Source organism: Ruegeria sp. HKCCA4633 (assembly GCF_013034605.1).
GTDB lineage: Bacteria > Pseudomonadota > Alphaproteobacteria > Rhodobacterales > Rhodobacteraceae > Ruegeria.
This window is the reverse complement of record NZ_WQGJ01000001.1, coordinates 1,115,180-1,142,021: the sequence shown is the minus strand read 5'-3', so window position 1 is coordinate 1,142,021 and position 26,842 is coordinate 1,115,180. Positions and strand designations below refer to the sequence as shown.

The following is a 26,842-nucleotide window of genomic DNA, read 5'->3' as shown; positions in this document are numbered from 1 at the left end:
AGAGCATGCCCGGGCATTTGTTTTCAGTGCCCTAAGATCGGGTCAAACTCACTTTCAGGGTCGAGGACCGGATCCAGAACAAGCACCAACCGCGTCTCGCCCGTGCCTTCAATCGGAGGCGAGCGGTGCAGAAAACCGGAGTCTGGTTGTGCGGGCCAGAGCGTGCCACATAACAGAATTGGTGCGCCGGTTGGGGTCGTGAAAACGCGCGATGGGTCTGCGCCACCTGTCGAGACCCCATATTGCGTTCCCGTTCCCTTATAGGTGCATACGAGGCGCGCGGTCACGGCATCGACGTGGAACCTGCGGCATGCTTTGGTCGTTATCACGTCCAACCGCAGCCGCAGCCATTTCGCGTTCATCAGACCGGCAAAGATATCAGACAGCGCTGCAATGTCGTCCACCAGCCGGTCGCGCTCTGCACCCGGTGGGGTGCCGCGCGCGTCGCATACTTCAGAAACAGCCTCGCGCACCAACTCGGGGCGCAGGATCACGCGGGTCTTGGGCAGTTGTTCGGGCGCGATCCCGTTTAGCCAGGATTGAAAACCCTGCAGCGGTTGCCGGTTCCAAATTGCCGCAGCACATCCGGGTTGATGAATGGCTGAAAGGTCGTTGGGCGTGGTGCAAATCTCGACCCCTATGGCGGCGTCTTGGATGATGTTTTGAACAATACTCATGCTGCAGCCTCTGCCCGTCGCCAGATCGGGAAGGGGTCTGCCAGATTGGGTAGATCCTCCAGACGAGTTGCTGCGACAGCGGGCAGCAGCGCAGCATCCAACCGGGCTTTCAATCTGGGCCAATCAATACCGCTGCCGATGAACACTATCTCTTGCCGCCGATCGCCCCACGGCTCTTGCCAATGGGCCTGCATGTAAGCTCGTGCGCTTTCGTGATCTGGGCGGCGGTCTTCGGGCACGGTGGCCCACCAAGTGCCCAGCGGCTGTACCGAGGACAGGGCACCCGCCAGCGAAAACTCGTCCACCCAATCCGGGCGCGTGGCGATCCAGAAATGGCCTTTGGCCCGGATCACACCGGGCAGATCGCCGTTCAGGATTTCAAGGATCTTTTCAGGGATAAAGGGCTGCCGCGCACGGTAGACATAGCTGGTGACGCCATATTCCCCGGTCTCTGGCACGTGATCCGCAAAACCATAAAGTTCTTTGGCCCACATCGGGTGCTCATGCGCCTTTTCGAAGTCGAACAGCCCGGTATCCAGAATTTCATCTGCGGCCACGTCCGAGTGGTTGGTCTCGATGATCCGGGCGTCCGCGTTCAAGCTTCGGATGATCTTGCGCGCAGCATCCACGCGATCTGGTCCGGCGTCAGAAACTTTGTTCAGAATGACCACATCTGCAAATTCGATCTGATCGGTCAGCAAATGTACCAACGTGCGCTCATCTTCTTCGCCCATCGTCTCGCCACGGTCGCGTAGGAAATCATGGCTGGAGAAATCCTTGAGCAGGTTCACCGCATCTACAACCGTCACCATCGTGTCCAGGCGTGAAACGTCCGAGAGGCTTTCGCCAAGCTCATCGCGGAAGTCAAAAGTGGCCGCTACGGGTAGAGGCTCGGAAATGCCGGTGGATTCGATCAACAGGTAATCAAACCTCCCTTCAGATGCCAGTCTGCGTACCTCGTCCAGCAGGTCGTCGCGCAGCGTACAGCAGATGCAGCCGTTCGACATTTCGACCAGTATCTCATCTGTGCAGGAAAGCTCGGTATCGGCGCGTATGAGATCAGCGTCGATATTCACTTCGGACATGTCGTTGACAATCACGGCCACCCGGCGGCCATCGCGATTGTTGAGTACGCGGTTCAAGAGGGTTGTTTTGCCCGCGCCCAGAAAGCCGGACAGTACTGTGACCGGAAGTCGGGTGTCACTCATGGAATGTGCTCCTGTGTATATGGCTCGTTTCGGGGTACAGGCGGTTGCCTATCCTCTCCCGCTATAAATTGCCGATCATGTAATGTTATTACATTGTTGATGGCAAGCTGGTTTTTGGCGGGTTATCGTTTGATCGTTGGGTCAGCGTCTCGTAAAACCTCCACAGCGCTTGGGTGCGGGTCAGAAGGACGGTGCGGAAACAAATGCCCTGTACATACCGCGCCGTCCTCTTCTAGTGTCGCGCCGACTGAGTTCCTTTGGATACGAAATCATGAAAGTCGCCACCGCTGCTTACGATCTCAGCTGGCTCGACAGTTGGGCACAGTACGAAGACAAGTTGGACCGATGGGTTGCCGAGGCCGCAGGTCAGGGGGCCGAGCTGTTGGTCTTTCCTGAATACGGGGCTATGGAGCTTTCGACCCTCGACGGGGTCGCCGTGGCAGGCGATCTGGAACGTTCGATCCATGCCGTGTCTGACCGGATGGGGGATGTGCAAACCCTGCACAGCCGCCTTGCGAAGACATACAACACATATATTCTGAGCGCTTCCGCCCCGGTTGTGGATGGCCACGGTCGTCCAGTGAACCGCGCCGCGTTCTATTCGCCGGACGGCGCTTGCGACCATCAGGACAAGCAGATCATGACCCGGTTCGAGCGTGAAGATTGGGACATTGCCCCCGGTGGTCCGCTGAAGCTGTTCAACACCGCGCTGGGCAAGATCGGGGTGCTCATCTGCTATGACAGCGAATTCCCTTTGCTGGGCCGCGCGCTGAGCGAGGCGGATCTGATATTGGTCCCGTCTTGCACCGAAGCTCTTTCGGGTTATTGGCGGGTTCGTATCGGAGCGATGTCAAGATCCTTGGAAAACCAATGTGTTACAGTTATGGCGTCGCTGGTAGGTGACAATGATTGGTCCGAGGCCGTGGACAAAAACACTGGTACGGGCGGCATATTCGGCCCGCCTGACAAGGGCTTTCCAGCCACTGGTGTGCTGGCCGAGGGCACGCTTAATCAGCCCGGCTGGACCTATGCCGAGATCGATCTGTCAGCCATTGCCGAAGTCCGTGCGGATGGTCATGTGTTGAACCGAACGCATTGGGAAGAACAAGCCCTCCGAGTCGAATCGGTCACAATATCCGACCTTTAGGTGATTCCGCCCTTGAAATAAGGGCAAAATAGGCTCATTTAAGCGCTCATCCCCGCAGATTCTGCGGGTTCAACGTAATGATGGAGACAACATGGCCAAGGAAGATACGCTCGAATTTCCCGGTGTCGTGAAGGAACTCCTGCCTAATGCGACGTTTCGGGTCGAGCTGGAAAACGGCCATGAGATCATCGCACATACGGCAGGCAAGATGCGCAAGAACCGCATCCGTGTTCTGGCCGGCGACAAAGTTCAGGTCGAAATGACCCCGTATGATCTGACCAAGGGTCGGATCAACTACCGCTTCAAGTAACGCCTGCCGCAATGGCGTTTATCCTAGGATCGGGCAGCCCGAGACGGCTGGACCTGTTGGCCCAGCTTGGTGTGCAGCCCGATGCCATCCGCCCCCCTGACATCGACGAAACGCCTCGGAAAGCTGAGCTTCCGGTTCCTTATTGCAGTCGGATAACGCGCGAGAAAGTGCTGGCGGTGCAGGCGGATAGCGGTGACATCACGCTTTGCGCAGATACCACGGTCGCATTGGGGCGGCGCATTCTGGGAAAGCCCGAAGATGCGGGCCAGGCCGCCGAATTTCTGCACGCATTGTCCGGTCGCCGTCACCGGGTCATAACCTCGGTAGCTGTACGGTCTGGGGATCGAATACTACAGCGTGACGTGGTCTCGCAGGTGAGGGTCAAACGCCTGTCCGATGTCGAAATCAATGCTTATCTGGCGACAGGGGACTGGCAGGGCAAAGCTGGAGCTTACGCCATTCAAGGCCCCGCAGGTGCGTTCGTACCCTGGATTTCGGGATCGTTCACCGGCATTGTCGGACTGCCCCTGTCCGAAACCGCCGCCCTGTTGCAGGGTATCGGCTATCCACTTTATCGCGAGGCACCATGAAGGGCCGCACTATCGTTCTGGACCACATCGAGGATCGCGAAGCCGCGGCCCTTATGGTTGACGGAAAGCTTGATGACTTCCTGATTGCAGCTGACGCGCCCACGCCCGGCACGATCTACCGCGCCCGCGCAGACCGCCCAGTCAAAGGGCAGGGCGGTATGTTTCTGACAACGCCAGATGGGCCCGCTTTCTTGCGTCAAGTTAAAGGCTTGGCGCCGGGGGCTTTACTTTTGGTACAGGTGAGTGGCTATGCCGAACAAGGAAAAGCGATCCCTGTCAGCAACCGGATCCTATTCAAAAGCCGTTATGCCATTGTCACGCCCGAAGCGCCGGGTCTGAATATTTCGCGCAGCATCAGGGATGACGATACCCGCGACCAGTTGTTGGAAATTGCACACGAACAGATGGGCGACAGCCCTTATGGTCTGATCCTTCGTTCCTGCTGTGCAGGTGCGGATGCCGATGACATTGCCGAGGATATTTCAGCCATGTTGGCCCAGGCGGATCAGGTGATGAATGACGATGGCACAGAGACAGAGGTGCTGAGCGAAGGGGATGGCCCTCATATCCTCGCCTGGCGCGACTGGACCGGCCCGGCTGAGGTTGTGCCGCAGGCCGGGGGATTCGAAAGTCACGGTGTTTTGGATGCGCTCGATATGGCGCGCGGAACGTCCGAGCCTTTGCCGGGCGGTGGGCATCTTTATGTCGAACCCACGCGTGCCTTGGTTGCAGTGGATGTGAATACCGGTTCAGATACGTCTCTCGCTGCGGGCACCAAAGCCAATTTTGCTTGCGCCAAGTTGTTGCCGCGGGCTCTGCGTGTGCGTGGGTTGGCGGGGCAGATCACCTTGGACCTGGCACCGATGCCTAAGAAGGACCGACGCGGTTTTGAATCCGCTCTACGTGCTGCTTTCAAATCGGACCCGGACGAGACCATCCTGGCAGGCTGGACCCCGCTGGGGCATTTCGAATTGCAACGCAAACGCAGCCGCTTGCCGCTGGCGGAGATCCTGAAATGAGCTGTCCGATCTGCGGTGAAGACACGGTGCAAAAGTTCCGCCCTTTCTGCTCAAAACGCTGCGCGGACATTGATCTGGCCAAGTGGCTGAACGGCTCATATGCTGTCCCATCGCAACGCGAAGAGGACCTTGAAGCCGAGGCTGAAGCCCAAGACCTTATGCCAAAACGACCGCATTGAAAAAATGTAAAAAAGCCTCTGGACACTGCCGGTAGCAAGTCATAGAACGCCCCCACCCAACGATGTACATCGTTCCCGTGCCCGGGTAGCTCAGGGGTAGAGCAGTGGATTGAAAATCCTCGTGTCGGTGGTTCGATTCCGCCCCCGGGCACCACTCCTAAAGTCAACCTATTGATTAACCTCGGTTTCTTGAAGAAGCTGCGAGATCGTAGGACATGGCGTATGACAAATCGACACCCTTCACGTTCACGAAGAACGGTATCTACTACTTTGAAAGAAGGGTCCCTATTGACCTTCAGAAGTACTATTCTACCAGAAAGATTACTTACTCGCTGCGAACTCGGTCAGCTCATGTAGCAAATGCCAGGGCGAGCAGGGCGGCGAGCCAGCTAGATGAATACTGGTATCATCTCCGGGTTAGCAACGTACAATTACCAGGAAAGGACAAGCTTCGATTCTCCTATGATGTAGTCTGCAATGATCAGCGCACGTCAGTGGAGACTGTGACACTCTCAGAGGCTGTGGGAGTTTATCTTCGACTTAGAGGTGTCGACCGACCCATTACGTTTACCAGAGCCGCCGAACGGGCCTGCGGCTACCTGATAGACATAGCTGGCGACAAAGACCTCTGCGCCTACACTAAGAAAGATGCTAACGCTCTTCGCGATGCCTTGCTCGAACGCGGATTGTCGGGCAGCAGTGTAACACGCATTTTTGGGACAGTTAGATCTGTCACCAACTTTGTGGCGAGTGAAATGGGCATCTCAACTGTGAACCCTTTTGGGGGAGTTTATTTCGACCGCCAAGCTGGGGTGCAGGAGCGACAACCTCTGCCAAACGATACGATCCGAGCAGTACAGGCTGAATGCCTACGACTTGACGACGAACTCAGATGGCTTGTTGCACTCGTGTCTGACAGTGGCCTCAGGCTCGCAGAGGCTGCAGGTCTAACGCTTAATGACCTAGTAGTTGACGGCCCAAGTCAAAAGTTGATCGTGCAAGAACACCCTTGGAGACGGCTCAAGACCCCGGGCAGCAAGCGTGAGATTCCACTAGTCGGAATGGCTTTATGGGCGGCAAAACGCATTCATAGCGTTGGTACAGATGACCTGTATGCTTTCCCACGTTACAACGGTTCCCGTTTGACGAACGCTAATTCGGCGAGCGCGGCTTTGAATAAATGGCTCAAACCGTTGGTACCGAAGCAGTGCACGATGCACAGCTTTCGACATTCGATGCGGGATAGACTGCGAGCGGTCGAGTGTCCGTCTGATATCGTTGATCAGGTAGGTGGTTGGCAAACTGGCGGTACAGGCCAATCATACGGTAAAGGCTACCCGCTCGAAGTATTGCACCGCTGGATGGATAAGATCGTTTGATCATCAAACATGTGATCTTCACCGATCAACCTTTTTCGCCGACTGCTTCAGATGGGTGATTGGGCCTAATCGGTAGCCGTTTGGCCTTACCCTGGCGCCGTAACTCCTCGCCAATACTGTCGAATAAGCATGAGCAAGTTCCCCAGAGCGCCTCCGGTCGTGCTCTGGTGAACGCTCCTACAACGATGTATCGAGCGGGTAAGTAGTTTGGTCCAATAAGTGCTATCACTTCTTGATCTTGATCCGTCAGTTCCAGCCCAAGCTCTGTGGCCTTCTCGGCCAAGCGCTCCATTTTGTGCCCAACGTTCTTGATGTCGGCAACGCTCAAGCCCTTTGACCGTAGGTATGCCTTTAAGAAAAGTTCGATAGCGTGAAAATAGAGGTAATTCACCGGAGCGTCGGGGTGTGTGGCGTCTAGATTTGAGCCTTGAAGAACAGAGGCCGAAGCCCAATAGGAGTGCGCGTAGTTGAATAAACCAATCGCGGTCGTTCGTTCGTCGTTCGTCATGTATTTGGGACTTCTAAGAGTGTTTGAATCAGATTTTTCGCCGCCATGTCCTACGATCTCGCAGCTTCTTCAAGAAACCGAGGTTAATCAATAGGTTGACTTTAGGAGTGGTGCCCGGGGGCGGAAGTTCTACTCCCGTTACAGGCACCGTCACCGGTGATCACCTCAGTGAAACAAGGGGTATCAGCAGGGGTGAATCCGCGTCAATAGGCACGTTTTGTCCTACGATTTGTCCTACGGCCCACTTGGCTCCCTCTCGGTGTCCTTCAGTGACTCCCTGAAGCCCGGTGCGGTTCCCGGGGGCGTACCCATATCGACCACCGGAAAGACTCTGCGTGAGTCTCTGCGCGTTTGCACCCCTCCCTCATAAAGGGCATCGACTACCTACAGTACCCGGCCCGACTTAACCGAGACTTAGCTGCCGGGGTCTCCAACTGCCTGTATCGGCCACCCGAGTATCTTGCGCAATCCAGAGCATGCCCTGCAGCGATTACGGCAGCGCCGATGTCTTCACCGTCGGCAAAGCAAACACCAACCCAACGATCATAAGAGCGCTCTCCGTTAAGTTCGCACTCGATGTTCTTGCCTCGGAGGAAGTTCACCATCCAGCGTTTCGCGTCCTGACCAGAACGAGTGCCAAGTTCCGGCGCATCCACTCCGTTCAGGCGAACAGGAGTGCCATCGACAACTATCGTATCTGCGTCGCGTACTTGGAGGCCACCAGCAGCGGCGGTCGTGGCGAAAAGAGCCACAGCAATTGTTACCATCTTGAACAAGACAAATTCCTCGGTGTTGCGTGTTAGTCAATTACTTGAGTTGCAAGCCGCAACTGCGAGCCACGTTATTGTACTATGAAGCGCAGTGAACAAGCACGATGTTACTCCAGCACCCCCCTTCGTTTTCACCTCAAAAATCTCTGGGTGAATCTTTACGTGACCTCGTACCGTCTTCCCCCCTCCTGGGGTGCTATCGGCGCCATTCCCAAGCAGAACACAGGGGGGATGCTTAGAGACGCGCAGAGACTCACGCAGAGTCTTTCCGGTGGTCGATATGGGTACGCCCCCGGGAACCGCACCGGGCTTCAGGGAGTCACTGAAGGACACCGAGAGGGAGCCAAGTGGGCCGTAGGACAAATCGTAGGACAAAACGTGCCTATTGACGCGGATTCACCCCTGCTGATACCCCTTGTTTCACTGAGGTGATCACCGGTGACGGTGCCTGTAACGGGAGTAGAACTTCCGCCCCCGGGCACCATATCACTTACCCAAGAATTTAAATTCTAACCTAATCACAAGGTTATCTGGGTTTTTTGATTTGTTGCCCACTCGAACCAACCGCAGCGAGTGGATTAAATTGTTGCCCATTCGTTGCTCAATTGAAGATTCTCAATCTGAGAAAGGATGAGCAACAAATGCCCTTAACAACTGAAATCATTGAAACATTCCAGCCTACAAAAAAGCGGTACCGTAAGTCTGACGAAAAAGGACTTTTCTTGGAGATTTCTCCAAACGGTTCAAAGACGTGGAAGCTCGCTTATAGGTTTCAGGGTGGTCACGCTAACTTAACTGCCCGTTCAATCGCAGAGTTCGCATATGCGTTCGGCAAGGACATCGAGATTGATTTCGTGGACAAAAACGCTCGCGACGTAGGCAGTAACAATTCGGCTTCGGACGAAGTTCAAGTTATGCGAGAAACTACGCAAAGGTTGTCAATTCGCACTAGGCGGCTTTGTCCGCACGGCGGCCCTTCTTCACAGCCAGTATCGAGCGATTTCAGCGAACTGCGGCTTTTGATGGGTCGCGCCTTAGCGTCAATACCAACTGTGCAACGGCCCTTACGGGCCGTTGGCTCTTGGAGGCGAGAATAGCCGAATGAATTAAATTGCCAATGCAATGCAGTGCGTGCTCTGTGTTGGGGTCTCTCTATCTTTGCTACCTCGTCCAGGCTATGGTTTCACTATTGGTATTATAGTTTCACCATTGGTATTATAGTTTCACCATTGGTATAAGGAGCACTTTCATGGCAAAGGCTTTTTCTGTTTTGACCTGGAACGTCGAGCATTTCGGGGCAACCGACAAAAAGAAGAAAACACCAAAGAAACCAATTCAACCAATCATTGATGAGATTGCGGCAGTCAATCCAGACATTGTGGCGATCATCGAGGTGCGCAGCAGCATCGTGGCCCAATACTTGATGAACTTGATGCCCAACCATTTCTTCTTCATAACCGAAGGTGAGCAGATGCAGGAGATTTTGGTCGGAATCCGGAAAACTCTTCCTGCGTTCGTTACACAGAAGAACGAGTTTCAGGCCGGACAAACAAGCCTACGCCCCGGATTGCTGGTTACACCGACGATAGATGGCGAGGCCTATCCAATTCTCTTCCTCCATGTGAAGTCAATGCCCGATCCGCGTGGGTTTGGCATTCGGAATTACATGATCGACAAGGCATTTGATTTCCGAAACGTCCTGAAGAAGGCGGCGGGTGGAAAGACCCCGAATTACATTTTTTTGGGGGATCTGAATACAATGGGCATGGAGTATTTTGGTTCAGACAAGGACATCAGCGGAGAGAGGGAGATAAAGGAGCTTGCCGCCGCTGCCAAGCGCAGGAACATGCAATTGCTGACAAAAAGCGAAGGCGCAACCTATTGGAGCGAGCGTTATGGTCCAAGTGATCTGGACCATGTCGTGGCGATGGATCATCTAAAATTCAAATCATTCGGCGGCGCAGATGTAAAGGTAAGCGGCTGGAATGACAAATCTAACAAGGCGCAGAGGAAGGCTTGGGTGAAGAAATTCTCGGATCACGCAATGCTATATCTGGAAGTTCAGAAGGTTTAACTCAAATTGGCACAGCTTGCCACGCTACCAGATCGGGCTAATCCATTACTACAGTCTGGTCTGGGTCTATTCTGTTCGTCTAAGCTTAGCTTTTTGTGCCTTGAGCGCCCCAATAAAACGACCTAACGGAGCCGTTTGATCTTGATGCACTGAGCTTGATATAGTCATTCGACCATTTTGCTCAGATAGCGGCAGTGTCTCTTGATTAGAGAATTCACGCGCGCCAGATTTTACTCTGGAGGTGAATGTCGGCAAATCGGGTTGTGGCCGCAACATCTAAACATCTCGCTCAACGTCGGCTTACCGATCTATTCATCTTGCGTGGTACCCCTGCCTTTACCCGGTCGGATAAAGGGTCTGAATTCTTTGTACAAGCCGTTCGGAACCCTATCGCCTCTGATACCGCGAAGATCGCCTAAATCGCGCCAAGTTAACACTGGAAAAGCGGATATTGCGAAAACTTCAACGGTAGAATGAGGGACGAACTTCTCAACGGTGAGAAGTCTACAGCTTGCGCGAGGCTCAAATTCTGATCGAACAGCGGAGGAAACACTACAATACGATGAGACCGCGAAGTGCACTGGGCTATCGCCCGCCAGCGCCCGAAACCTTCATCTGGGTGGAGCTGAGGCCAATCATATAAGAATAATCAAATTGGAGCAGTCAGACCGGGTTGCTCAAGGGGTCGTGTAAAACAACATCTGGTCTCTAAATGCTATTGCCGAAGTGAACAAATACCTCGTAGCTCAGTTCGTTTCCATTCGGCCGTTTGACGATCAAATGGAAGGTCAATCCTCAAAGAGTTAATATTGATCGTTTTGACAAGTCCGTCGGCTTGATGCAGAATTTTGCGACGCGTTAATATCTACACATTCAATACCTTCTTTTCGATGTGCTGTTGGTTGGGGGATAGGCTGTGAGTGATCTAAAAGCCTGGTTGGCCTCCGTAAAAATGGAAAGATACTTCGCAACTTTTGAGGAAAACACTGTTGACCTCGATGTTGTTGCCTTATTGACTGACGAAGACCTAGCCCGTCTCAATATCCCCTTAGGCGACAGAAAACGCCTAATACGAGCCGCACAATTGTTGGGGGAAAACTCGACCGTTGCGTCAATTCATGCCCAAGAACCAGCTGTCAGAAGCATCCACGAGGGGTCGACCACCTCTGAAAGGCTGATTGGTGAACTGCGTCAGATGACAATAATGTTTGTCGACCTAGTGAATTCGACCGGTCTAGTGCAGGAGCTTGGTGTTGAGGCTTACCGAGATATTTTAAAGGAGTTCCAGCAGTGTAGCACCGAGGCCATTCATGACAACTTTGGGTTTTTTGCCCAACTTGTTGGTGACGGGATAGTTTCATATTTTGGTTTTCCAAACGCAAAGGAAGATGATGCTGAGCGAGCCGCGTTAAGTGCCTTGCAGATAATGGAGAAAATTCGACTTTGGGATATGAAGGTACCGCAGAAGTTATCGGCACGTATCGGTATCGCTACGGGTGACGTAGTTGTCGCAGACCTGGATCATACCAGTCAATCCATGGACAACATCGCGTTGGGAGATATTCCCAACTTGGCTGCTCGACTTCAGACAGTCGCGACACCTGGACAAATTGCGATTTCTGAACGCACGCAGCAACTGTTGGGAAGCAATTTCAAATGCAAGGCGATTGGTAATCACCAATTGAAGGGGTTCGTTGATCCCGTTAAAGTTTGGCTGGTTGAAGGAGCCAAAAACACCGAACTCCGCTTTGACAAGCGCAAACGTGGCGATCTGACACCTCTGATTGGGCGCAAGTCGGAACTAGACCTAATACGCGGTCGTTGGGTGATGTCCTGCCAGCGCGAAGGACAGGCGGTCTTTCTTTCCGGAGAAGCCGGAATAGGAAAATCACGACTTGCGGAAGAAACTCTTAAACACTTGGCTTTAGCGAATGGGCGACGCCTAGTGTTTCAATGTTCGCCTTACCATCAAAACAGCCCGTTTTATCCGGTCAAGTCACACCTTGATTATGTTATCGGCCTTGAAGATGGGGACACTCAGGAAACGAAACTGAGGAAACTACAATCATTTGTGGCTTCAGGCGAGCAATACACGAAGGAGTTTCTTGCACCGCTTTCAGAGCTTCTGTCGATCGAAGGCGTTGGAAAAATTGATTTTTCGTCGCCCGAAGGAACCAAATCTAGAATAACGAACGCTTTGCTGCGATATGTTGAGAAGATGGCCGAGCAAAGCCCTGTCCTTATCCTTTTTGAGGATCTGCATTGGGTGGACCCATCATCAGAAGAACTGCTGAGCAATTTGATCGACCGATTGGACGAATTACGCGTGATGGTACTCGGCACTTATCGACCTGAGTATGTTCCGCGTTGGCATGGCAATTCCAAGGTCACTACTCTTTCATTGTCACGATTGAGTAACAATGAGACGCGCCATCTTGTGGAGGTGCTACTAAATTCAAGCGATATACGTCGTACCGTTGAAGCGACCATCGCAAAGCGATCAGAAGGTGTTCCCCTGTTCATCGAAGAACTGGTTAACATGTTTCAGCGTGTTGGTTTGGACGGTGTAAAAGACGCTCCGCTAAACGACGATTCAGAATTTCCAACGACTTTGAAAGATTTGTTTCGTGCCCGGCTTGATCACCTCAAGGTGGCACCTGACACAATTTCAGTTTGCGCTGCATTGGGGCGAAGTTTCTCGTTGCAACTAGTGGCGGCAATGGCTGGTCGAGATGTTTCTGAAATAGAACAAGAACTTAACACGCTTGTTCGTGCGCAGATACTGGTCATGAAATCAGGCAGGGGAGAAGATAGTTTCTCGTTTCGACACGCGCTAATACGCGACACTGCTTACGATGCCATACTACCTCAGAAGGCCAAGCAACTACACCATCGTATTGCAAACGTAATGACGCGGGATTTCCCCAATTACTGCGATCGCAACCCGGAGATCCTTGCCCTTCATTTTAAAGAAGCCGAAAACCATGCGGCAGCTCGGGATCAGTGGAAGCTGGCAGCTCAAGTAAGTTTGCAGAAATTCGCTAGCCAAGAAGCAGTCGCGCACCTTTCAGCTGCTCTTGAAGCGCATAATAGTCTGGACTGGGATGCTGGGTCGGATGAGATTGAAATCGAACTGCGACAGAACCTATATTTGGCGCTCGAAATGCGTGGTTGGGGATCTCCTGATATTGGCGTGAACCTCGACCGTTTGATCCAACTCAAAGAGAAGGTCGGAGATAAAGAGGCCGTTTTCACTAACCTCAATCAACTCGCAGGGGACAATCTCATTGCCGGACGGCCAGACGTCGCGTTCGAGCATTGTGAACGCATGGCGCTTGTCATAGAAACCGAAACGTCATCGGCTATGCATACCCTTTGTCACCATTATAAGGGGATGGCGCTTGTTCTGTTGGGTGAATTTGACCGAGCGATTTCTCATTTTGATCTCGCCTTGAAATTTCACAAACAATCAGACCCCGAGGATCTGCACCGTTACTATCCGGCAAACTCAGCCGTCGTTGACACCGTGATGCGGTGTTGGGCCATCGCGCTGAAGGAATTGAAGCTCGAAGCAATTCAAGATGAGCTTGAGGCCGCGATTGCACTCACTAACGCGCAAACAAGCGAGTTTACCAGATGTTATGCACTTAGCATCATCGCAACGATCTATTGTACTGTAAACGACCCCGAGCGATCCCGTGAATTTGCCTCCGAAGCACATCGAACGAGCGAAAAGATCGAGTTCCAGTATTGGGAAGCGTGGTCAAGCATCATTCTTGGTTGGGCAGAAGCAAAATGCGGAAGCGCAGATGGCGGCATCGAAAGGATACGGTCGGGTCTAGAGAGATACAAAGCTACCGGGTCGGGTCAGATCGTAGCATTTTCTCACACATTGCTTGCCTCAGCATGCCTTTGCAAAGGCGAAGTAGAAGAGGCTGCCAGTCAGATCGCTAAAGCAAAGAAACTCTTAGAGGATTCCCCGATAAGATTTCACGATCTTCTGACGGACAAAATCGTTAGAGAAGTCGAAATTCAATTCGGTTCGCCAGGATCGAATAGCTGACCCAAATTACGGCTTATGATAGTACCAAGATTCATTTTTGCAAAATCACTGAGTTTTTGAAGCACTTTGTGGTATGTATATAACTTACTGTTTTGTCTGGAGGCGATTATGCGAAAGTACTTGTTGGGGACAGTATTGGCGACATCCATGGGTTTTGTTCTGACTGGCTGTACACAAGGGCCAATTAACTCGGAAACAGGAGAAATCTTTAATGTACAAAGCATCCCAGATCTAAAATTTGTAGCTGGAGGATCTAACGGTAACCGTAACGATCCTCCAAAAAAAATAGCAGATCTGGATGAGCAAGAGTTCGTAAATGTATTGCATGTACTTGCGCCGGATCAGTGCGAAAGAAATGGTTCATTGAACGCTTGTATTCAAAGACTAAAGAATGACACCAAGAAGTTTGGAAGTTTGTCGGGAATTACAGGTCAATCTTTGGTTCGAGTTGCAGAAGCGGGCAGGAAAGCAAACGGGAAAACGGAGGTCTTTGTTAAAGGCCAAATCCTAGAAAAATGCGCTCATGACCCGGCTTTGCAGGGCTACCATTACGAGAATGGCAACTTACGACTTTGCGTTCTAATGGTAACCGAAATCCCCAAAGCTAAGAACAAAAACAATAAGTTCCGTTATCAGTATTTCCACGTTGAAGCATCAAGCGCTCGCGTCGAAAAAAGAAACAACAACGATCCCAACAACATTTTTCCGGCCGCGGCTAATGCAACGGGTTTGAAAATCAAAGCTTCGCCGGACAATCAAAACTTGAATTATAAGTTGTATGCAAATGGGCGAAACATTCGCGTTGTAAACTACTGGGAGGCGAATGCTAAAAGCAAAAATAGCAACCCAGCATGGAAGATGTACACCAGCGCTACTGCGGGAATGCCACCGCGCATCGCTGCGTACTTTAAGGTGGACCCTGACGCGTGTGTTGACATGCTGTTTCCCACAACCCCACCACCGACACTACAACCCGGAGCCGCTGCTGGCGTTCATTACTGTTTAGGACGCTGCAAAAATCCACCAATCGTGAACACAAAATAAGTCGGCAACATTCTGCGGCGGACGAGCATCCCTTTGCAGGCTCCCGCCGCAAATAGTGCTTGCTTCGTCAGGATCAATTCTTGAGCGGGCGAGGCTATTTCTGTTGTTCTGCTGGCTCGGTCTCGGACTGACCAGTAGGATGATGGGATCATCATCATCCGGACAGCGGCGCGCATCGTTCAGCCAGAGAAGCGGGTCGCAGACTACAAGCAGTTCGGGTGCAGGTCTGAAAAGATTTGCCTCAATAAGTGTGGACTGGCGCCGGAAGGTATCGAGACGGCGTAGATCGCGATCCATGTCGAGGACAAAGCAAACGTCTGCCTGATCAAGCGCCAACCCAGCCCACGCGAAGCCAACCGGGGCTCGTTACCAAATTATCTGCCACTTATCGAGAATCCGCACTCCTAGCTCAACCAATCACTGTCCGACTTGAAACGGGTCAATATCAGCCGCCTCATGCCCTGGAGCTGCACCGCAGAAGTGTGATCGGCGCACCACTTTCTCTTGAAACCCAGTTTCCATAAGCTCTACACAACGTGACGCAGTTTTTTGTAACTTCTTAAAATCAAGTATGAAACTTGATCGAAAATCCTCGTGGCGGTGGTTCGTTTCCGCCCCGGTACCTTTTTTGGCTGAACTTTTAAGTGCTTTCTAGATGGTCATTTCGACCTTGGGCTGCACGGCTTCGTGATGCTCAATTGATCTTAGGCCCATTAACCCTGTCCTGTACTGTCTTTGCCTTTAAGGAAATCGGCTAAGCGCGCGTTGTGCTGTTTTACAGCTACGGCTGCGGCCTTGGAGAAATCCGACCAGGGCCATTTCTGGGAGTCAACGGATTTGGACAGTTGCGCAAATAGCGGGTTATCCGCTTCGTCCTGGTTCTCGGCGATTTGGACCGAGACGCGATAGTCCGATGTGTCGTGGCCCTCGTTATACATGCGCAACGAGGCGAGATTGGCGTCCTCGTCAATCAATACGATTGCGCCTCCGATAAGCGGTTTGACTTCGGGGCTGTCGACAACCCAGCCGCCGCTGTTGTAGGCGGCGAAATTTGGCACAAAAAAATGTTCCAACGGCATGACCGATTCAAAAGGTTTGTGCGTGTGGCCAAATACAAGAGAAACTTGTGAAGGAACGCTCGGGCCGAACTCTGATTTTATTTGCTCTTGAACAGGGATCTGCATGAACCGTTTGACGCCTGCTCCGTCGTCGCTGAGTAGGGTATCGGTCTGCCCACGTTCAAAATTGTCGGTGACCAGCGCGCTGACCATTTCGCCGACGCCATTGGCAAGTGTCTTCCCGGTCGCGCCGCCCTTTTTCAGAACTAGATTTCGGGCAGCACTGCCCAGCAGTGATCCAATCGCTTTGGGGCTGTTTTCAGTATTATAGACGTTTTCTTCGTCGACCCCGATGTGCCCAGATCGGCCCAGAACCGACCAGACGAAATCGATCCAGGCAAAGTTCTGCGCCTCCCATGCCTCCATCGTCTCGGGCGGAGTAGTCTTTGGGTACAGAAGATCTGCGAACTCACTGACCATCAGATAGGCGTCTTCGATGAAGTGCCCATGGCTGACCACGATCAGCCTGTTCCCGGACGTGATGGCGAAGTTTGGATAAACGGTTTTGATCCGGGTTTCTGAAAGCCAGGGAAGGCTGTGTGTGATTGCATTCACGAAATAGCTTGGCACCCCTTGCGGGTCGCGCATCGGAGTGATGTGCGGTGGGCGGGGCAGGGGATTGCTCCAATCGGCGGAACTCAAAGACTCTGCATATTGGCGTTCTCGACAGGTTTCCCACAGGTGATGGTCGTGATTGCCGGGAATGAACACAATCTCGGGGTCGAAAAGCCGGGCGGCCGGGTCTTCCGGCATGGTCAGTTCAAGAAAGTGCCGAAACGCCATTGCAGCGACATTTTCGGTGCTGAAGGCCAGATCAAGAATGTCGCCATTCAGAATAAGCGTTGGCAGTCGGTCGCGTGAGTTTTCGTTGATCAGGTGCCTCAGGCAGTTCGCCAGGTGGATCAGAACATCGCTTGGGTGCATCGGGTCTACTAGCCCGTTGGTTGCGTCCAGACGGGTTAAAATACTGTTATCCGCCCCGAAATGCATATCCGAAAGACAGACATATCTGATGTCGCCCATAATCCACCCAATATATATGTTTTAATAACGTTTTGTTGCCTCGTGCTCGTCTTGAACACGAGGGCTGACTATTTCTGAGAGGTATCACAAAACTTGACCTAGTGACACCTTTGCGTGTTTGTTTGAACAATAGCTTGCTTTTAACTAGACTGTTTTTTCATTTTTGCGCGCAGGTGACCTTATGGCAAAGACCTCCGCTGGTACTCATAAAGACTCTGGACTCAGCGGTGAGAGGCGGCGGCTTGTTCTTGCTTTTGTCGATGTTGTGGGCTCTACCGAGCTAAGCACCAAGATGGATTCCGAAGATTTCGCCGATCTTATGTTGGCGTTTCAAAAGTTCGGAAGTGCGGCATTCGAAAAATTCGGTGGAAAAATCGCGCATTATCTGGGTGATGGGCTTCTTGTTTATTTCGGGTACCCACAAGCGCAGGAAAATGACGCAGAACGGGCCGTGCGCGCGGCTTTTGAGATGCTGGAGGGGTTGGGCCAAGTCGGTCAGTCCCGGCTTAAGGCGCCGCTGCAAGCGCGTGTCGGTATCCATGCCGGGCCAGTGGTCGTCGGTCAAAGTAGCGAAGGTCTGGGTGACATTCTATTGGGTGAGACCGTGAATGTTGCTGCGCGTATTCAATCAGCAGCATCGCCGGGCACGATCTTCACCAGTGAATCCGCACTGCAATTGCTGAAAGGAAAGTTCGCTTCACGACCCCAGCCACCGGTTCAGCTGAAGGGGATTGCAGACAAAGTAGTTCTTCATCAATTGCGCCGATCCGCGGCGGCAAAGCGATCTGCGGTGCGGCAAATGAATGCTCTGGTGGGTCGAAGTGAGGAGCTGTCCGCGCTAACCTCAGAATTTGGGGCGGTTCTAAATGGCTCTAGGTCCAGTGTGAGCATCGTTGCTGAGCCCGGATTGGGAAAAAGTTCGTTGATCGACAGGTTTCAGGCCGGTCTTAATGAAACGCCGCATACCTGGCTTGAGGCCAGGTGTGATGTATTGCAGACCGGCGCGGCCCTGCATCCGTTCATCGAATTGGCTTTGAAAAGTCTGGGGATTGCAGATCCACAGGAAACTGAGGACGCCGCGTCCCGGTTGCAAGACGGTTTGGCAGCTTGGGACGATAGGCCGGACAATGCGTTTCCCGTCATTGCCAACCTTCTAGGTATCCATGTGCCGGAATCCTCAGAGCTGGCGAACGAGAGCCCGGAAAGTCTGCGCAAGCTTACGTTGGAAACCTTGGTGCGCTGGATCGAGTTTCTCTCCAATCAGCGCCCTGTTGTTTTGGTTTGCGAAGATCTGCATTGGAGCGATGCGACGACGATAGACTTGCTGAACTTGATGTTGGAGAGGGAAACGCCTGCGAAGGTCCTGTGCGTCGTCACTTCGCGACATGCCAAAGACGGGGTGGCAAAGAAACTGCTTGGCCGCGTTATCGAACTGGCGACGCTGGAAGACACTGAGGCGCATGAGCTCATTCGCGTGATCGATGACGCTCAGCGCCTCAGCGCCGAAGACATACAGCAACTGATTGATCGGGCGCAGGGTGTGCCGTTGTTTCTGGAAGAACTGACGCGACAAGCGCTGCGTGATGAGGCCGGGCGTCATTCCCTCATACCAACATCACTTGATGGTCTGGTCATGCAACAGCTTGACCGTCTGTCGGGCAACGCGAAAGGTACCGCTCAGGTGGCTTCTGTTCTGGGGCAGGTGTTTGATCGGACGCTTCTGGCAGCGGTCTCTGAACTCGACGCCGATGGATTGGATGCGGCGCTTGACCAGCTACTGGAGGCTGATCTTATCCGGCGGCATGAAGGTCAACCAGACAGCTATTTCTTCCGCCACGCCCTGACCCGCGATGGAGCTTATGGCACTTTGCTGCGTCAGCGTCGCAAGGCGCTTCATGCAGTAACGGCAGATCAGTTGACGACCCAGTTCAGCCGGCAAGGAGGCATGGCTCCGTCTGTGGTGGCCTACCATTTGCTTGAGTCCGAGCAGTTCAACCCAGCTGCGGAGTGGTTCAAAAAAGCAGGTCGAAGCGCAGCAAAACAGGCTGCGGTCGAGGACGCCGCAACGCTGTACAGGCGCGCGCTAGAAGCGTTGGAAGGCGCACCGGAATCGCCCGAGCGCCACGTTTCTGAGCTGTCGCTACAGATATTGCTGGGTAACGCTTTGATGGGAGTGCGCGGGTTTGGATCAGATGAAATCGTTCCGGTATGGGAACGTGCGCTGAGCATAGCAGAAACGCTAAAGGACTATGATGAGCGGTCCTCGGCACTGAATGGGTTGGCCGCCTATTGGATTGGGAAGGGCGACTGCGGCAAAGCCTGTGACTTTGCGCTTCAGATATTGTCGTGGTCAGAACCTGCCAATCATCGCATTGGGTTGCTTCGGGCCCATTCTTCACTCGCAAATGCGAAGTTTCAGATCGGTGATGTACAAGACGCGCTGGACCATGCGGAAACGGCGGTCTCGCTATATCAACCCGAAGATTTTGCAAATGTGACCTACGGTGTCGGTACCGATCAGGGTGTTGTGGCCTATGGGGCTGCTGCGGCCTCGCATTGGTGGTTAGGGGCGGCGCAAACCGGTCTCAGACGGGCATGTCAGGGGGTTGCCCTTGCCGAAGGGCTTGAATCCGCCCTCAGCCTTGCCGCCGCACGCTCTTATCTGGCGCTCATTCATCATTACCGAGGGGATGAGGCGTTGGCTTATGAGGTCGCGGACGAAACAGTTATGTTCTGCGCCAATCTTGGGATACCGTTTTGGCAAGGGTTATGCCTGCTACTGCGCGCGGGTCAAAAGGTTGATCCGCCTGCACAACGCCTGCAAGACATCGAAGCGGGGCTTGGCATCCTGTCCGGCAGCGGCAGTCAGTCTGCTGTGGGTCTGGGCTTTGCCATTATGGCCAGCGCGCATACGGATCAAGGCAACCCCGAGATTGCGCTGGGCGTGTTGCAAACAGGCAGCCAGATGTCGGCGATGTTGGGTCAGCATTTCTGGGACGCTGAACTGAAACGTCTGTTGGGTGTGGTGCAGGCAACGATGGGTGACCGCACCGCAGCGGTCGAAAGCCTGTCCGAAGCTGTGGACCTGGCACGCGGCAACAATGCCCGCTCGTTGGAATTACGGGCTTTGCTAACGCTGGATGACGTACTTGGAACCGAGGATCGGACCACCCGAAATCGGTTGGCGACTGTTCTCAAGACACTCGAGCCCGGAACAGACACTCCGGATGCGCAAAGGGCATCCCGCGTTCTTACTGCCGTTAATACCTGAAGTTTATTTGTGGAGCTTTTTCAAATGTCAGAACAGATCGTTTATTGCTCGGGGCCGATGTTCAGCGTCGGGGATCTTTGGGAGCAGCAGAACATTGCCGCCGTGCTTGAGGCTGGGGGGTTCACAACCTATCTACCGCAGCGAGACGGGCTTGAAGTCGGCAAGCTGATGGCTTTGCTTCTTGATCCCCAGATTTCATCGCAAGAAGGGCAAATCGCGCTCTCGATCGTGCGCAAAGTCACTTATTCGCTGGATATCTATCAGTTGATCGGTCGGTGTACATGTTTGGTTTTCAACATGGATGGGCGTGTGCCTGACGGGGGCAGTCTGGTTGAATCCTCTATTGCCTATGCGGCCGGCAAACCGATCGTGATCTACAAAACCACACCGATCACAATGCTGGCCGGGACCGACAATCCCATGATCGAGGGGCTGTCCACCAGTTGGACCTATGTTCATGACACGATCGATATCGTTCCGGCCTTGCAAGCCCGTATTGCGGCGCAATCCGATGCGGACTATGTATATACCCCGCCTCCGGTAGTTGGCCTTGTGCTTGAGGTCGGGGCAAGCGTCGCGGACAAAAACTCAAAACTGCGACAAATCCTGGCGGCCATCTCTGCTGCGCCAACAGGACCTGACGCGCTGAAAGAGGCCAAGGCGCTGCTGGAATGGGCCAAGACGGACAAAGCCTTTCAGGCGGCGTTTGGGTCCGGCCAAACAAGCTTTCTGGGGTCTGACGGTCAGCACAAACTCGTCAACCTGTAGCGGTATGTCCCGCTAGCCAAAGACAGAAACCAAAAGAGAGCGCAAGGCTAGGTGACTTGTGCTCTTTGATCATCCATCCCCATTGAAACCAGAAATGGTGCGGTGCGTTGCGCGCTTTGGAAGGCGGCCTTGTCACCCAGCCCGTCCCAATTGCTGAGGATTAGGGATTGCGCCACAGCCCCGCCCAACGTGGTGCCGGGGCCGGTGACGATGAACAGATCCGGCGCGAACTCTCGAGCGGCCTGCGCAATCGCATGGGTAAAGTCGTAGGTTTCCGTGACCTGATGACCCAATGTGTAGTCCCACAGCGCGTGCGTGTCACAAGCTCCGGGCCACCAGATATGGCCACGCCCGTCGATCATTGGAAGACCGGGTTGTTGGAAAAGATCTACACCCAGTCGCGCGCGACCCTGTGCGGCGACGGGGGCTTGAAGGTGCGAATGAAAGCCCGCGTGATTGGCCAGGCCCAAAGGGAAACGCTCCTGCACCACCGGTACGGCTTGTTCGAACGCGGCTAGCCCGGCCTCATCCCCGGCCAGCACCAACATTCCTCCCAGATCAATCGACAGAGTCAGCGTTGCGCTCGTGCCGTCGATCTGGTCGATCAGAGCCATCAACTCGGCCTTGCGGGCTGGATCCGGGTGCCAATCCGCGTTCAGAAATGGATAAACCAGTTGCCCGCCAATCATGTTGTCCTGCATCAGCGTGCCCATTGTGTTGACGACCTCGAACCCACCTTCGGCAGTCAACGCACCCGCGCAGGCCAGGGCCGAATACCAACCCATCGAGTTACCCGTCACCGCAACCACGTCGATCTTGTTGCGGTCAATGGCACGGAAATCGCCCAGCGTCGCAGCATAGATCAGGGCCGAGGCGTTATCGCCGCGCGTATGTTTCGCAACTGAATACCGCGCTGCACCGTCCAGCTCAGTCAGAGTTTCCTGTCCCTGTGCGCTGCGCATCTGGTCGAACCGCGCCAACAAAGCCTTGTCCGAGAATTGCCGCCCCAACACCCCCAGTTCGGGTTTGTTATACGTGCCCCGACCGGGGCATATGACAACGGCGGTCTGTTTTTCTTGGCTCATACCTCGGTCTCCATCAGGTGCCGCGCTGCAGCCTCGATGCTGTCCTTTGACGGCATTGTGGCGGCATAGGCCGGGCCGGTTGCGATGAAGCTGTCTTCGGCCGTGATGCGGGCCAATGGCACATTAGCGGTTTCATGAAAATGCGCCATCAGGCCCTCGGCCACACCGCCGTGGTGTCGGGTTTCGTCAACGATCAGGATACGTTTGGCCCCGGCTACCGCTTGGGTCAGCGCATCCTTTGGTAAGGGTGACAGCCAACGCAGGTCAACGATCCGGGTTTTGATGCCATCCGCCTGCAACGCCTTTTGCGCTTGGTGGCTGAGATAGACGCCATTGCCAAAGGTCACGATGGCCAGATCACCCCCGTCTCCGTTCACGCCGACTTCTCCAAACCCGATGCGTTCGGACGGGTCGGGATAGGTTTGCATCCAGCCACCATCGCCCGTTTCATGCAGATCGCGCACCGGATAAAGCGCGATGGGCTCAAGGAACACGACTAGCCGTTGTTCTTCGCGCGCCAGCCGGACACATTCCCGCAGCATCCGCGCGGCATCTGCACCATTTGACGGGCAGGCCAGGATCAGGCCCGGAATGTCGCGCAAAACGGCGACTGAGTTGTCATTATGGAAATGCCCACCAAAGCCCTTCTGGTATCCCAGCCCGGCGATGCGCACGACAATCGGGTTGGTGTATTGCCCGTTCGAGAAGAAGGAAAGGGTGGCCGCCTCGCCACGCAGTTGGTCTTCGGCATTGTGCAGATAGGCTAGGAATTGGATTTCCGGCATCGGAACAAAGCCATTTTGTGCCATGCCGATGGCCAGACCCAGGATCGATTGTTCGTCCAGCAAAGTGTCGATCATCCGATCAGGGCCAAAGCGCGCCTGCAATTTTTGCGTCACACCATAGACGCCGCCTTTGCGTCCGACGTCTTCGCCCATCATCACGATCTCATCGTGTTCGAGCATCAGGTCGGTTAGGGTCCAATTGATCAGGCGCGACATGATCTGAGGCTCGGATTGCGCCTTTAGATCGCTGCCGAAGATTTCGGCTCTGTGCTCTGGGCTTGGGCCATTGGTCGGTGCACAGGGGCGCGCAGGTGGGATCAGGCTGGCCATCACGTCACTTGCTGTTTTCAAGCGCGGGCGGGTTACGGCTTTGTCTGCGACACGGGCGACACGTGCGCAGGTGTCGGTGTAAATGTCCAAGGCGTCCTCGGTCGGCATAGCCCCGGATTGTTCCAGCAGTCGGGCAGAATGCAGCAGGGGATCGTTGGCCTCTTCTGCCTCGACTTCCGACTTCGGCAGATAGGTTGTCGGCATGTCCGCCCCGGCATGACCGTAAAGGCGCACCGTGCGTACATGCAGGAAGGCGGGTTTGCGGCGGCGGCGCACGTAGTCGGCCGCCTCTTGCGCGACTCGGAATGTGTCGAACAGATCAAGCCCGTTGCAGCTGAAGTATTTCAGCCCCGGCCGATTTTGGAAGGTCGCTGCGATCCAACCCTGCGGTGTTTTGGTCGAAATACCAATACCATTGTCTTCACAGCAAAACAGCAATGGCAGAGGCACAGATTGGTAAGACGTCCATTGCGCGGTGTTGAACGCCCCTTGCGAGGTTGAATGGTTGGCCGAGGCATCGCCAAAGGAACAATAGACAATCGCATCATCCGGCATGTCAGCATGTTCCGGGCGTTGGCGGCGAGCCGCGCCAATGGCATATGCCGCGCCCACCGCTTTGGGTAGGTGGCTGGCAATGGTTGAGGTCTGCGGCGGAATGCACAGTGCCTTGGACCCCAATACTTTATGCCGCCCACCGCTGATCGGGTCTTCAGAAGACGAAGCAAAAGACAGTAGAATATCCCAGGTTGGGCTTTGCCCTGGCACCTGATCAGAGCGGGCGATCTGAAAGGCAGCATCGCGATAGTGCAGAAAGGCGGGATCGGTCGGGCGCAGCGCGGCGGCAACAGCCGCCATACCTTCGTGCCCGGAAGAGCCGATGGTGTAAAAGCCCTGACCGGCTTTTTGCATCGCGCGGCTTTGCCGATCCAGCGCTCGGCTGAGGCATTGTGCGCGATACAGCCCAACGGCCTCGGTCTGGGTCAAGGGACCAGCAGGGGCGTCACCTGCGGGGAAATCCCGCGCCGCCACGCGACGCAGGAAGTTTTCGTGCACAATGGCTGCGCGATCCATATCGAATGTCCTTAGGCGAAGGCTTGCAGGCCCGTTTGCGCGCGCCCCAAAATCAGCGCGTGTACGTCGTGTGTGCCTTCATAGGTGTTCACCGTTTCCAGATTCACCATGTGCCGGATAACGTGAAAATCCTGACTGATACCGTTGCCGCCATGCATGTCACGGGCGTGGCGCGCGATCTCAAGTGCTTTACCGCAATTGTTGCGCTTGATCAGGCTGATCATTTCGGGCGCGGCGCGGGCTTCGTCCATCAGGCGACCCACGCGAAGGGCGGCCTGCAGGCCAAGGGCAATCTCGGTCTGCATGTTGGCAAGTTTCAATTGAAACAACTGGGTTTGCGCCAAAGGTCGCCCGAATTGCTTGCGATCCATCCCGTATTGATGGGCGGCGTGCCAGCAGGCTTCGGCCGCACCCATGGTGCCCCAGGCAATCCCATACCGCGCGCGGTTCAGACAGCCGAACGGACCTTTGAGGCCTTCGACATTGGGCAACAGTGCGTCTTCTGCGACCTCAACATTGTTCATCACGATCTCACCAGTGATCGAGGCGCGCAGCGACAGCTTGCCTTCGATCTTGGGCGCGGACAGCCCGGCCATACCCTTGTCCAGAACAAAGCCTTTGATCTTGCCGTCATGTGCCTCGGACTTGGCCCAGACCACAAACACATCCGCGATCGGTGCGTTCGAGATCCACATTTTCGAACCATTCAGCACATACCCGCCTTCGGTTTTTTTGGCGACGGTCTTCATCCCGCCAGGGTCCGAACCTGCGTCTGGTTCGGTCAGGCCAAAACACCCAATGAACTCGCCGCTGGCCAGTTTCGGCAGGTATTTCTGGCGTTGTTCGTCGGTGCCGTAGGCATAGATCGGATACATCACCAAGCTGGACTGGACCGACATCATCGAGCGGTAACCGCTGTCGACACGCTCAACTTCACGCGCCACAAGGCCATAAGTCACATAGCTGGACCCGATGCCGCCGAATTCTTCGGGGATGGTGGTCCCCAGTAGGCCCATCTCACCCATTTCCCGGAATATGCCAGGGTCGGTTTCTTCTTTGGCAAAGGCTTCGGTCACGCGTGGCAGCAGTTTGTCCTGCGCATAGGCGCGCGCAGCGTCGCGTACCATACGTTCGACTTCGGCAAGTTGATCTTCCAGCAGGAACGGGTCTTCCCATGTGAAGGGGCCAAGCTGCGGACGGGATTGTGGTTTCATCAGAGTTTCCTTTCTACAGCCGATTTAAGGCGTTCAAGGCCAGCTGCTATTGTATCTTGGGCGTAAGCGAAGCTCAGGCGGAAATGTCCGGGCAAGCCAAAAGCACGACCGGGGACAAGGGCGACACCGGCTTCTTCCAGCACCCAGCCGCAAAAGTCCGCATCATTCTTGAAGGGTCCGCCGTGATCTGCAAGCAATTCCGCGCATGAGGGGAAGGCATAAAAGGCCCCATCAGGCGCGTCACAACGCAGCCCAGGAACCGCGTTCAGCCCGGCAACCACAAGATCACGGCGTTGGGCGAACAGGTCGCGGCGTTCTTCCAGCAACTTCGGATCACAAGTGATAGCCGCCAAAGAGGCCCATTGTGAAATCGAACACGCGCCCGAGGTCACCTGACCCTGCACCGTCACCATCGCCTTGATCAGATCGGCGGGTCCAATACCCCAACCGATGCGCCAACCGGTCATGGACCAGGCCTTGGCTACGCCATTGACGACCAACATACGTTCGGTAAGTTCTGGTGCGGCTTCGGCTACCGAGGTGAACGGAACAAAGCTGAGGTGTTGATAAATCTCATCCGCCAGAACCCAGACATGCGGGTGCTGCGTCAAGACGGTGGCCAGGGCGGCGATCTCATCCTGCGTGTAGATGGCCCCGGACGGGTTCGACGGTGTGTTGAGCATCAGCCAGCGGGTACGCGGTGTGATCGCGGCCTCAAGCTGTTCAGGCAGCAGCTTGAAGCCCTGTTCCATCGGGCAAGGCAGGACAACCGGCGTTCCTCCCGCCATGCGAACAATATCGGAATAGCTGCTCCAATAGGGCGCGGGCATGATCACCTCGTCGCCGGGGTTCAGGCTGGATAGCATTGCGTTTGCGATCACCTGTTTTGCCCCGGTCGACACGATGACTTGCGCCATCTCGACCCCTGCCTGACGAGCGATCTCGGTGCGCAGATCGGGAATACCCGCTGTCGGCGGGTATTTTGTCTTACCGTCTTGCGCCGCGGCGTGGGCCGCCTCGACCACATGTGGCGGCGTGGGCAAGTCCGGCTCACCCGTTGACAGCGCCACAATATCGCGGCCATCCGCACGCAGACGGGCAGCAGCCTCGGAAATCTGCACGATCTCAGAGAGTTCGATCCCGTTTAGCCGCTCTGCACGTTGGAACAACATGTCATTTCCTTTGAAATTCAGCATGAAACTAATGCCT

Annotated in this window: 20 protein-coding genes, 1 tRNA gene and 1 pseudogene; 13 read left to right on the top strand and 9 right to left on the bottom strand. The window is 54.5% G+C overall.

The genetic code is table 11. From position 1 onward, the window contains the following. Positions 1–23: 23 nt before the first annotated feature. Complete coding sequence (locus GOV85_RS05595) at positions 24–677, bottom strand: DUF1826 domain-containing protein (RefSeq protein WP_171175811.1); 654 nt, start codon at positions 675–677, stop codon at positions 24–26. Further along, complete coding sequence (locus GOV85_RS05590) at positions 674–1,885, bottom strand: GTP-binding protein (protein WP_171175809.1); 1,212 nt, start codon at positions 1,883–1,885, stop codon at positions 674–676. Before GOV85_RS05590 ends, GOV85_RS05595 begins: the two co-directional genes overlap by 4 nt. A gap of 271 nt (positions 1,886–2,156) precedes the next feature. Between GOV85_RS05590 and GOV85_RS05585 the strand changes: the two genes are divergently transcribed. The 7 genes from GOV85_RS05585 to GOV85_RS05555 all read left to right on the top strand — a co-directional run bounded on the left by GOV85_RS05585 (position 2,157) and on the right by GOV85_RS05555 (position 6,509). Beyond that, positions 2,157–3,032, top strand: coding sequence for a carbon-nitrogen hydrolase family protein (locus GOV85_RS05585; protein WP_171175807.1), 876 nt, complete (start codon positions 2,157–2,159; stop codon positions 3,030–3,032). A 91-nt stretch (positions 3,033–3,123) separates the two neighbouring features. Beyond that, positions 3,124–3,342: a translation initiation factor IF-1 gene (infA, locus tag GOV85_RS05580; protein ID WP_005978431.1), complete on the top strand. Its 219-nt coding sequence runs from the start codon at positions 3,124–3,126 to the stop codon at positions 3,340–3,342. Positions 3,343–3,353: 11 nt separating this feature from the next. Beyond that, complete coding sequence (locus GOV85_RS05575; RefSeq protein WP_171175806.1) at positions 3,354–3,932, top strand: nucleoside triphosphate pyrophosphatase; 579 nt, start codon at positions 3,354–3,356, stop codon at positions 3,930–3,932. Further along, on the top strand, positions 3,929–4,951 hold the full coding sequence (locus tag GOV85_RS05570) for a ribonuclease E/G (protein WP_171175804.1): 1,023 nt from the start codon (positions 3,929–3,931) through the stop codon (positions 4,949–4,951). The genes GOV85_RS05575 and GOV85_RS05570 overlap by 4 nt, the downstream gene beginning before the upstream one ends. Further along, positions 4,948–5,130: a DNA gyrase inhibitor YacG gene (locus GOV85_RS05565; protein ID WP_171175802.1), complete on the top strand. Its 183-nt coding sequence runs from the start codon at positions 4,948–4,950 to the stop codon at positions 5,128–5,130. The genes GOV85_RS05570 and GOV85_RS05565 overlap by 4 nt, the downstream gene beginning before the upstream one ends. 79 nt (positions 5,131–5,209) lie before the next feature. Beyond that, positions 5,210–5,284: transfer RNA gene (locus tag GOV85_RS05560), tRNA-Phe, on the top strand. A 61-nt stretch (positions 5,285–5,345) separates the two neighbouring features. Continuing rightward, entirely contained in the window at positions 5,346–6,509 is a 1,164-nt protein-coding gene (locus GOV85_RS05555) for a DUF6538 domain-containing protein (RefSeq protein WP_171175800.1), read from the top strand. Between the two features lie 25 nt (positions 6,510–6,534). On the opposite strand, the gene GOV85_RS05550 is transcribed toward GOV85_RS05555, so the two are convergent. Beyond that, a complete protein-coding gene (locus tag GOV85_RS05550) occupies positions 6,535–7,017 on the bottom strand; it encodes a hypothetical protein (RefSeq protein ID WP_171175798.1) in 483 nt (160 codons plus the stop codon). A gap of 380 nt (positions 7,018–7,397) precedes the next feature. Beyond that, a complete protein-coding gene (locus tag GOV85_RS05545) occupies positions 7,398–7,784 on the bottom strand; it encodes a thermonuclease family protein (RefSeq protein WP_171176265.1) in 387 nt (128 codons plus the stop codon). A gap of 1,252 nt (positions 7,785–9,036) precedes the next feature. On the opposite strand from GOV85_RS05545, the gene GOV85_RS05540 reads away from it, so the two are divergent. The 4 genes and pseudogenes from GOV85_RS05540 to GOV85_RS05525 all read left to right on the top strand — a co-directional run bounded on the left by GOV85_RS05540 (position 9,037) and on the right by GOV85_RS05525 (position 14,968). Beyond that, on the top strand, positions 9,037–9,861 hold the full coding sequence (locus tag GOV85_RS05540; protein WP_171175796.1) for an endonuclease/exonuclease/phosphatase family protein: 825 nt from the start codon (positions 9,037–9,039) through the stop codon (positions 9,859–9,861). Positions 9,862–10,160: 299 nt separating this feature from the next. Beyond that, positions 10,161–10,504: pseudogene (locus tag GOV85_RS21495) on the top strand (transposase); the annotation flags it as partial. Between the two features lie 273 nt (positions 10,505–10,777). Beyond that, positions 10,778–13,924 carry an adenylate/guanylate cyclase domain-containing protein gene (locus tag GOV85_RS05530; protein WP_171175792.1) on the top strand — a complete coding sequence of 1,049 codons (3,147 nt, stop codon included), beginning with the start codon at positions 10,778–10,780 and terminating at the stop codon, positions 13,922–13,924. A gap of 108 nt (positions 13,925–14,032) precedes the next feature. Then, on the top strand, positions 14,033–14,968 hold the full coding sequence (locus GOV85_RS05525; RefSeq protein ID WP_171175790.1) for a hypothetical protein: 936 nt from the start codon (positions 14,033–14,035) through the stop codon (positions 14,966–14,968). A gap of 713 nt (positions 14,969–15,681) precedes the next feature. Here the strand turns inward: GOV85_RS05525 and GOV85_RS05520 are convergent. Beyond that, on the bottom strand, positions 15,682–17,109 hold the full coding sequence (locus tag GOV85_RS05520) for a metallophosphoesterase (protein WP_171175788.1): 1,428 nt from the start codon (positions 17,107–17,109) through the stop codon (positions 15,682–15,684). Positions 17,110–17,290: 181 nt separating this feature from the next. Here GOV85_RS05520 and GOV85_RS05515 point away from each other — a divergent pair, with 181 nt between their 5' ends. Continuing rightward, positions 17,291–20,380 (top strand): AAA family ATPase, encoded by a 3,090-nt coding sequence (locus GOV85_RS05515; RefSeq protein ID WP_171175786.1) that lies wholly within the window; start codon positions 17,291–17,293, stop codon positions 20,378–20,380. A gap of 24 nt (positions 20,381–20,404) precedes the next feature. After that, positions 20,405–21,148, top strand: a complete 744-nt coding sequence (locus GOV85_RS05510) for a nucleoside 2-deoxyribosyltransferase (RefSeq protein ID WP_171175784.1) — start codon at positions 20,405–20,407, stop codon at positions 21,146–21,148. A 47-nt stretch (positions 21,149–21,195) separates the two neighbouring features. On the opposite strand, the gene GOV85_RS05505 is transcribed toward GOV85_RS05510, so the two are convergent. The 4 genes from GOV85_RS05505 to GOV85_RS05490 are packed head-to-tail and all read right to left on the bottom strand — an operon-like array spanning position 21,196 to position 26,805. Then, the gene (locus tag GOV85_RS05505; protein ID WP_171175782.1) at positions 21,196–22,233 is read right to left on the bottom strand and encodes an ACP S-malonyltransferase; all 1,038 of its coding nucleotides are present in this window, start codon (positions 22,231–22,233) and stop codon (positions 21,196–21,198) included. Further along, positions 22,230–24,419, bottom strand: coding sequence for an alpha-ketoacid dehydrogenase subunit alpha/beta (locus GOV85_RS05500; RefSeq protein WP_171175780.1), 2,190 nt, complete (start codon positions 24,417–24,419; stop codon positions 22,230–22,232). Before GOV85_RS05500 ends, GOV85_RS05505 begins: the two co-directional genes overlap by 4 nt. 11 nt (positions 24,420–24,430) lie before the next feature. Continuing rightward, positions 24,431–25,633, bottom strand: coding sequence for an acyl-CoA dehydrogenase (locus GOV85_RS05495; protein ID WP_171175778.1), 1,203 nt, complete (start codon positions 25,631–25,633; stop codon positions 24,431–24,433). Next, positions 25,633–26,805 (bottom strand): pyridoxal phosphate-dependent aminotransferase, encoded by a 1,173-nt coding sequence (locus GOV85_RS05490; RefSeq protein WP_245223342.1) that lies wholly within the window; start codon positions 26,803–26,805, stop codon positions 25,633–25,635. Before GOV85_RS05490 ends, GOV85_RS05495 begins: the two co-directional genes overlap by 1 nt. Between the last annotated feature and the right edge of the window lie 37 nt (positions 26,806–26,842).

What these genes read in the sequence shown, in the direction of transcription:
- GOV85_RS05555 (WP_171175800.1), top strand. Translation starts at nt 5,346, where the DNA reads ATGGCGTATGACAAATCGACACCCTTCACGTTCACGAAGAACGGTATC.
- GOV85_RS05515 (WP_171175786.1), top strand. Translation starts at nt 17,291, where the DNA reads ATGGCAAAGACCTCCGCTGGTACTCATAAAGACTCTGGACTCAGCGGT.
- GOV85_RS05570 (WP_171175804.1), top strand. Translation starts at nt 3,929, where the DNA reads ATGAAGGGCCGCACTATCGTTCTGGACCACATCGAGGATCGCGAAGCC.
- GOV85_RS05575 (WP_171175806.1), top strand. Translation starts at nt 3,354, where the DNA reads ATGGCGTTTATCCTAGGATCGGGCAGCCCGAGACGGCTGGACCTGTTG.
- GOV85_RS05540 (WP_171175796.1), top strand. Translation starts at nt 9,037, where the DNA reads ATGGCAAAGGCTTTTTCTGTTTTGACCTGGAACGTCGAGCATTTCGGG.
- GOV85_RS05545 (WP_171176265.1), bottom strand. Translation starts at nt 7,784, where the DNA reads ATGGTAACAATTGCTGTGGCTCTTTTCGCCACGACCGCCGCTGCTGGT.
- GOV85_RS05490 (WP_245223342.1), bottom strand. Translation starts at nt 26,805, where the DNA reads ATGTTGTTCCAACGTGCAGAGCGGCTAAACGGGATCGAACTCTCTGAG.
- GOV85_RS05500 (WP_171175780.1), bottom strand. Translation starts at nt 24,419, where the DNA reads ATGGATCGCGCAGCCATTGTGCACGAAAACTTCCTGCGTCGCGTGGCG.
- GOV85_RS05495 (WP_171175778.1), bottom strand. Translation starts at nt 25,633, where the DNA reads ATGAAACCACAATCCCGTCCGCAGCTTGGCCCCTTCACATGGGAAGAC.
- GOV85_RS05585 (WP_171175807.1), top strand. Translation starts at nt 2,157, where the DNA reads ATGAAAGTCGCCACCGCTGCTTACGATCTCAGCTGGCTCGACAGTTGG.
- GOV85_RS05590 (WP_171175809.1), bottom strand. Translation starts at nt 1,885, where the DNA reads ATGAGTGACACCCGACTTCCGGTCACAGTACTGTCCGGCTTTCTGGGC.
- GOV85_RS05520 (WP_171175788.1), bottom strand. Translation starts at nt 17,109, where the DNA reads ATGGGCGACATCAGATATGTCTGTCTTTCGGATATGCATTTCGGGGCG.
- infA (WP_005978431.1), top strand. Translation starts at nt 3,124, where the DNA reads ATGGCCAAGGAAGATACGCTCGAATTTCCCGGTGTCGTGAAGGAACTC.
- GOV85_RS05565 (WP_171175802.1), top strand. Translation starts at nt 4,948, where the DNA reads ATGAGCTGTCCGATCTGCGGTGAAGACACGGTGCAAAAGTTCCGCCCT.
- GOV85_RS05595 (WP_171175811.1), bottom strand. Translation starts at nt 677, where the DNA reads ATGAGTATTGTTCAAAACATCATCCAAGACGCCGCCATAGGGGTCGAG.
- GOV85_RS05550 (WP_171175798.1), bottom strand. Translation starts at nt 7,017, where the DNA reads ATGACGAACGACGAACGAACGACCGCGATTGGTTTATTCAACTACGCG.
- GOV85_RS05525 (WP_171175790.1), top strand. Translation starts at nt 14,033, where the DNA reads ATGCGAAAGTACTTGTTGGGGACAGTATTGGCGACATCCATGGGTTTT.
- GOV85_RS05510 (WP_171175784.1), top strand. Translation starts at nt 20,405, where the DNA reads ATGTCAGAACAGATCGTTTATTGCTCGGGGCCGATGTTCAGCGTCGGG.
- GOV85_RS05505 (WP_171175782.1), bottom strand. Translation starts at nt 22,233, where the DNA reads ATGAGCCAAGAAAAACAGACCGCCGTTGTCATATGCCCCGGTCGGGGC.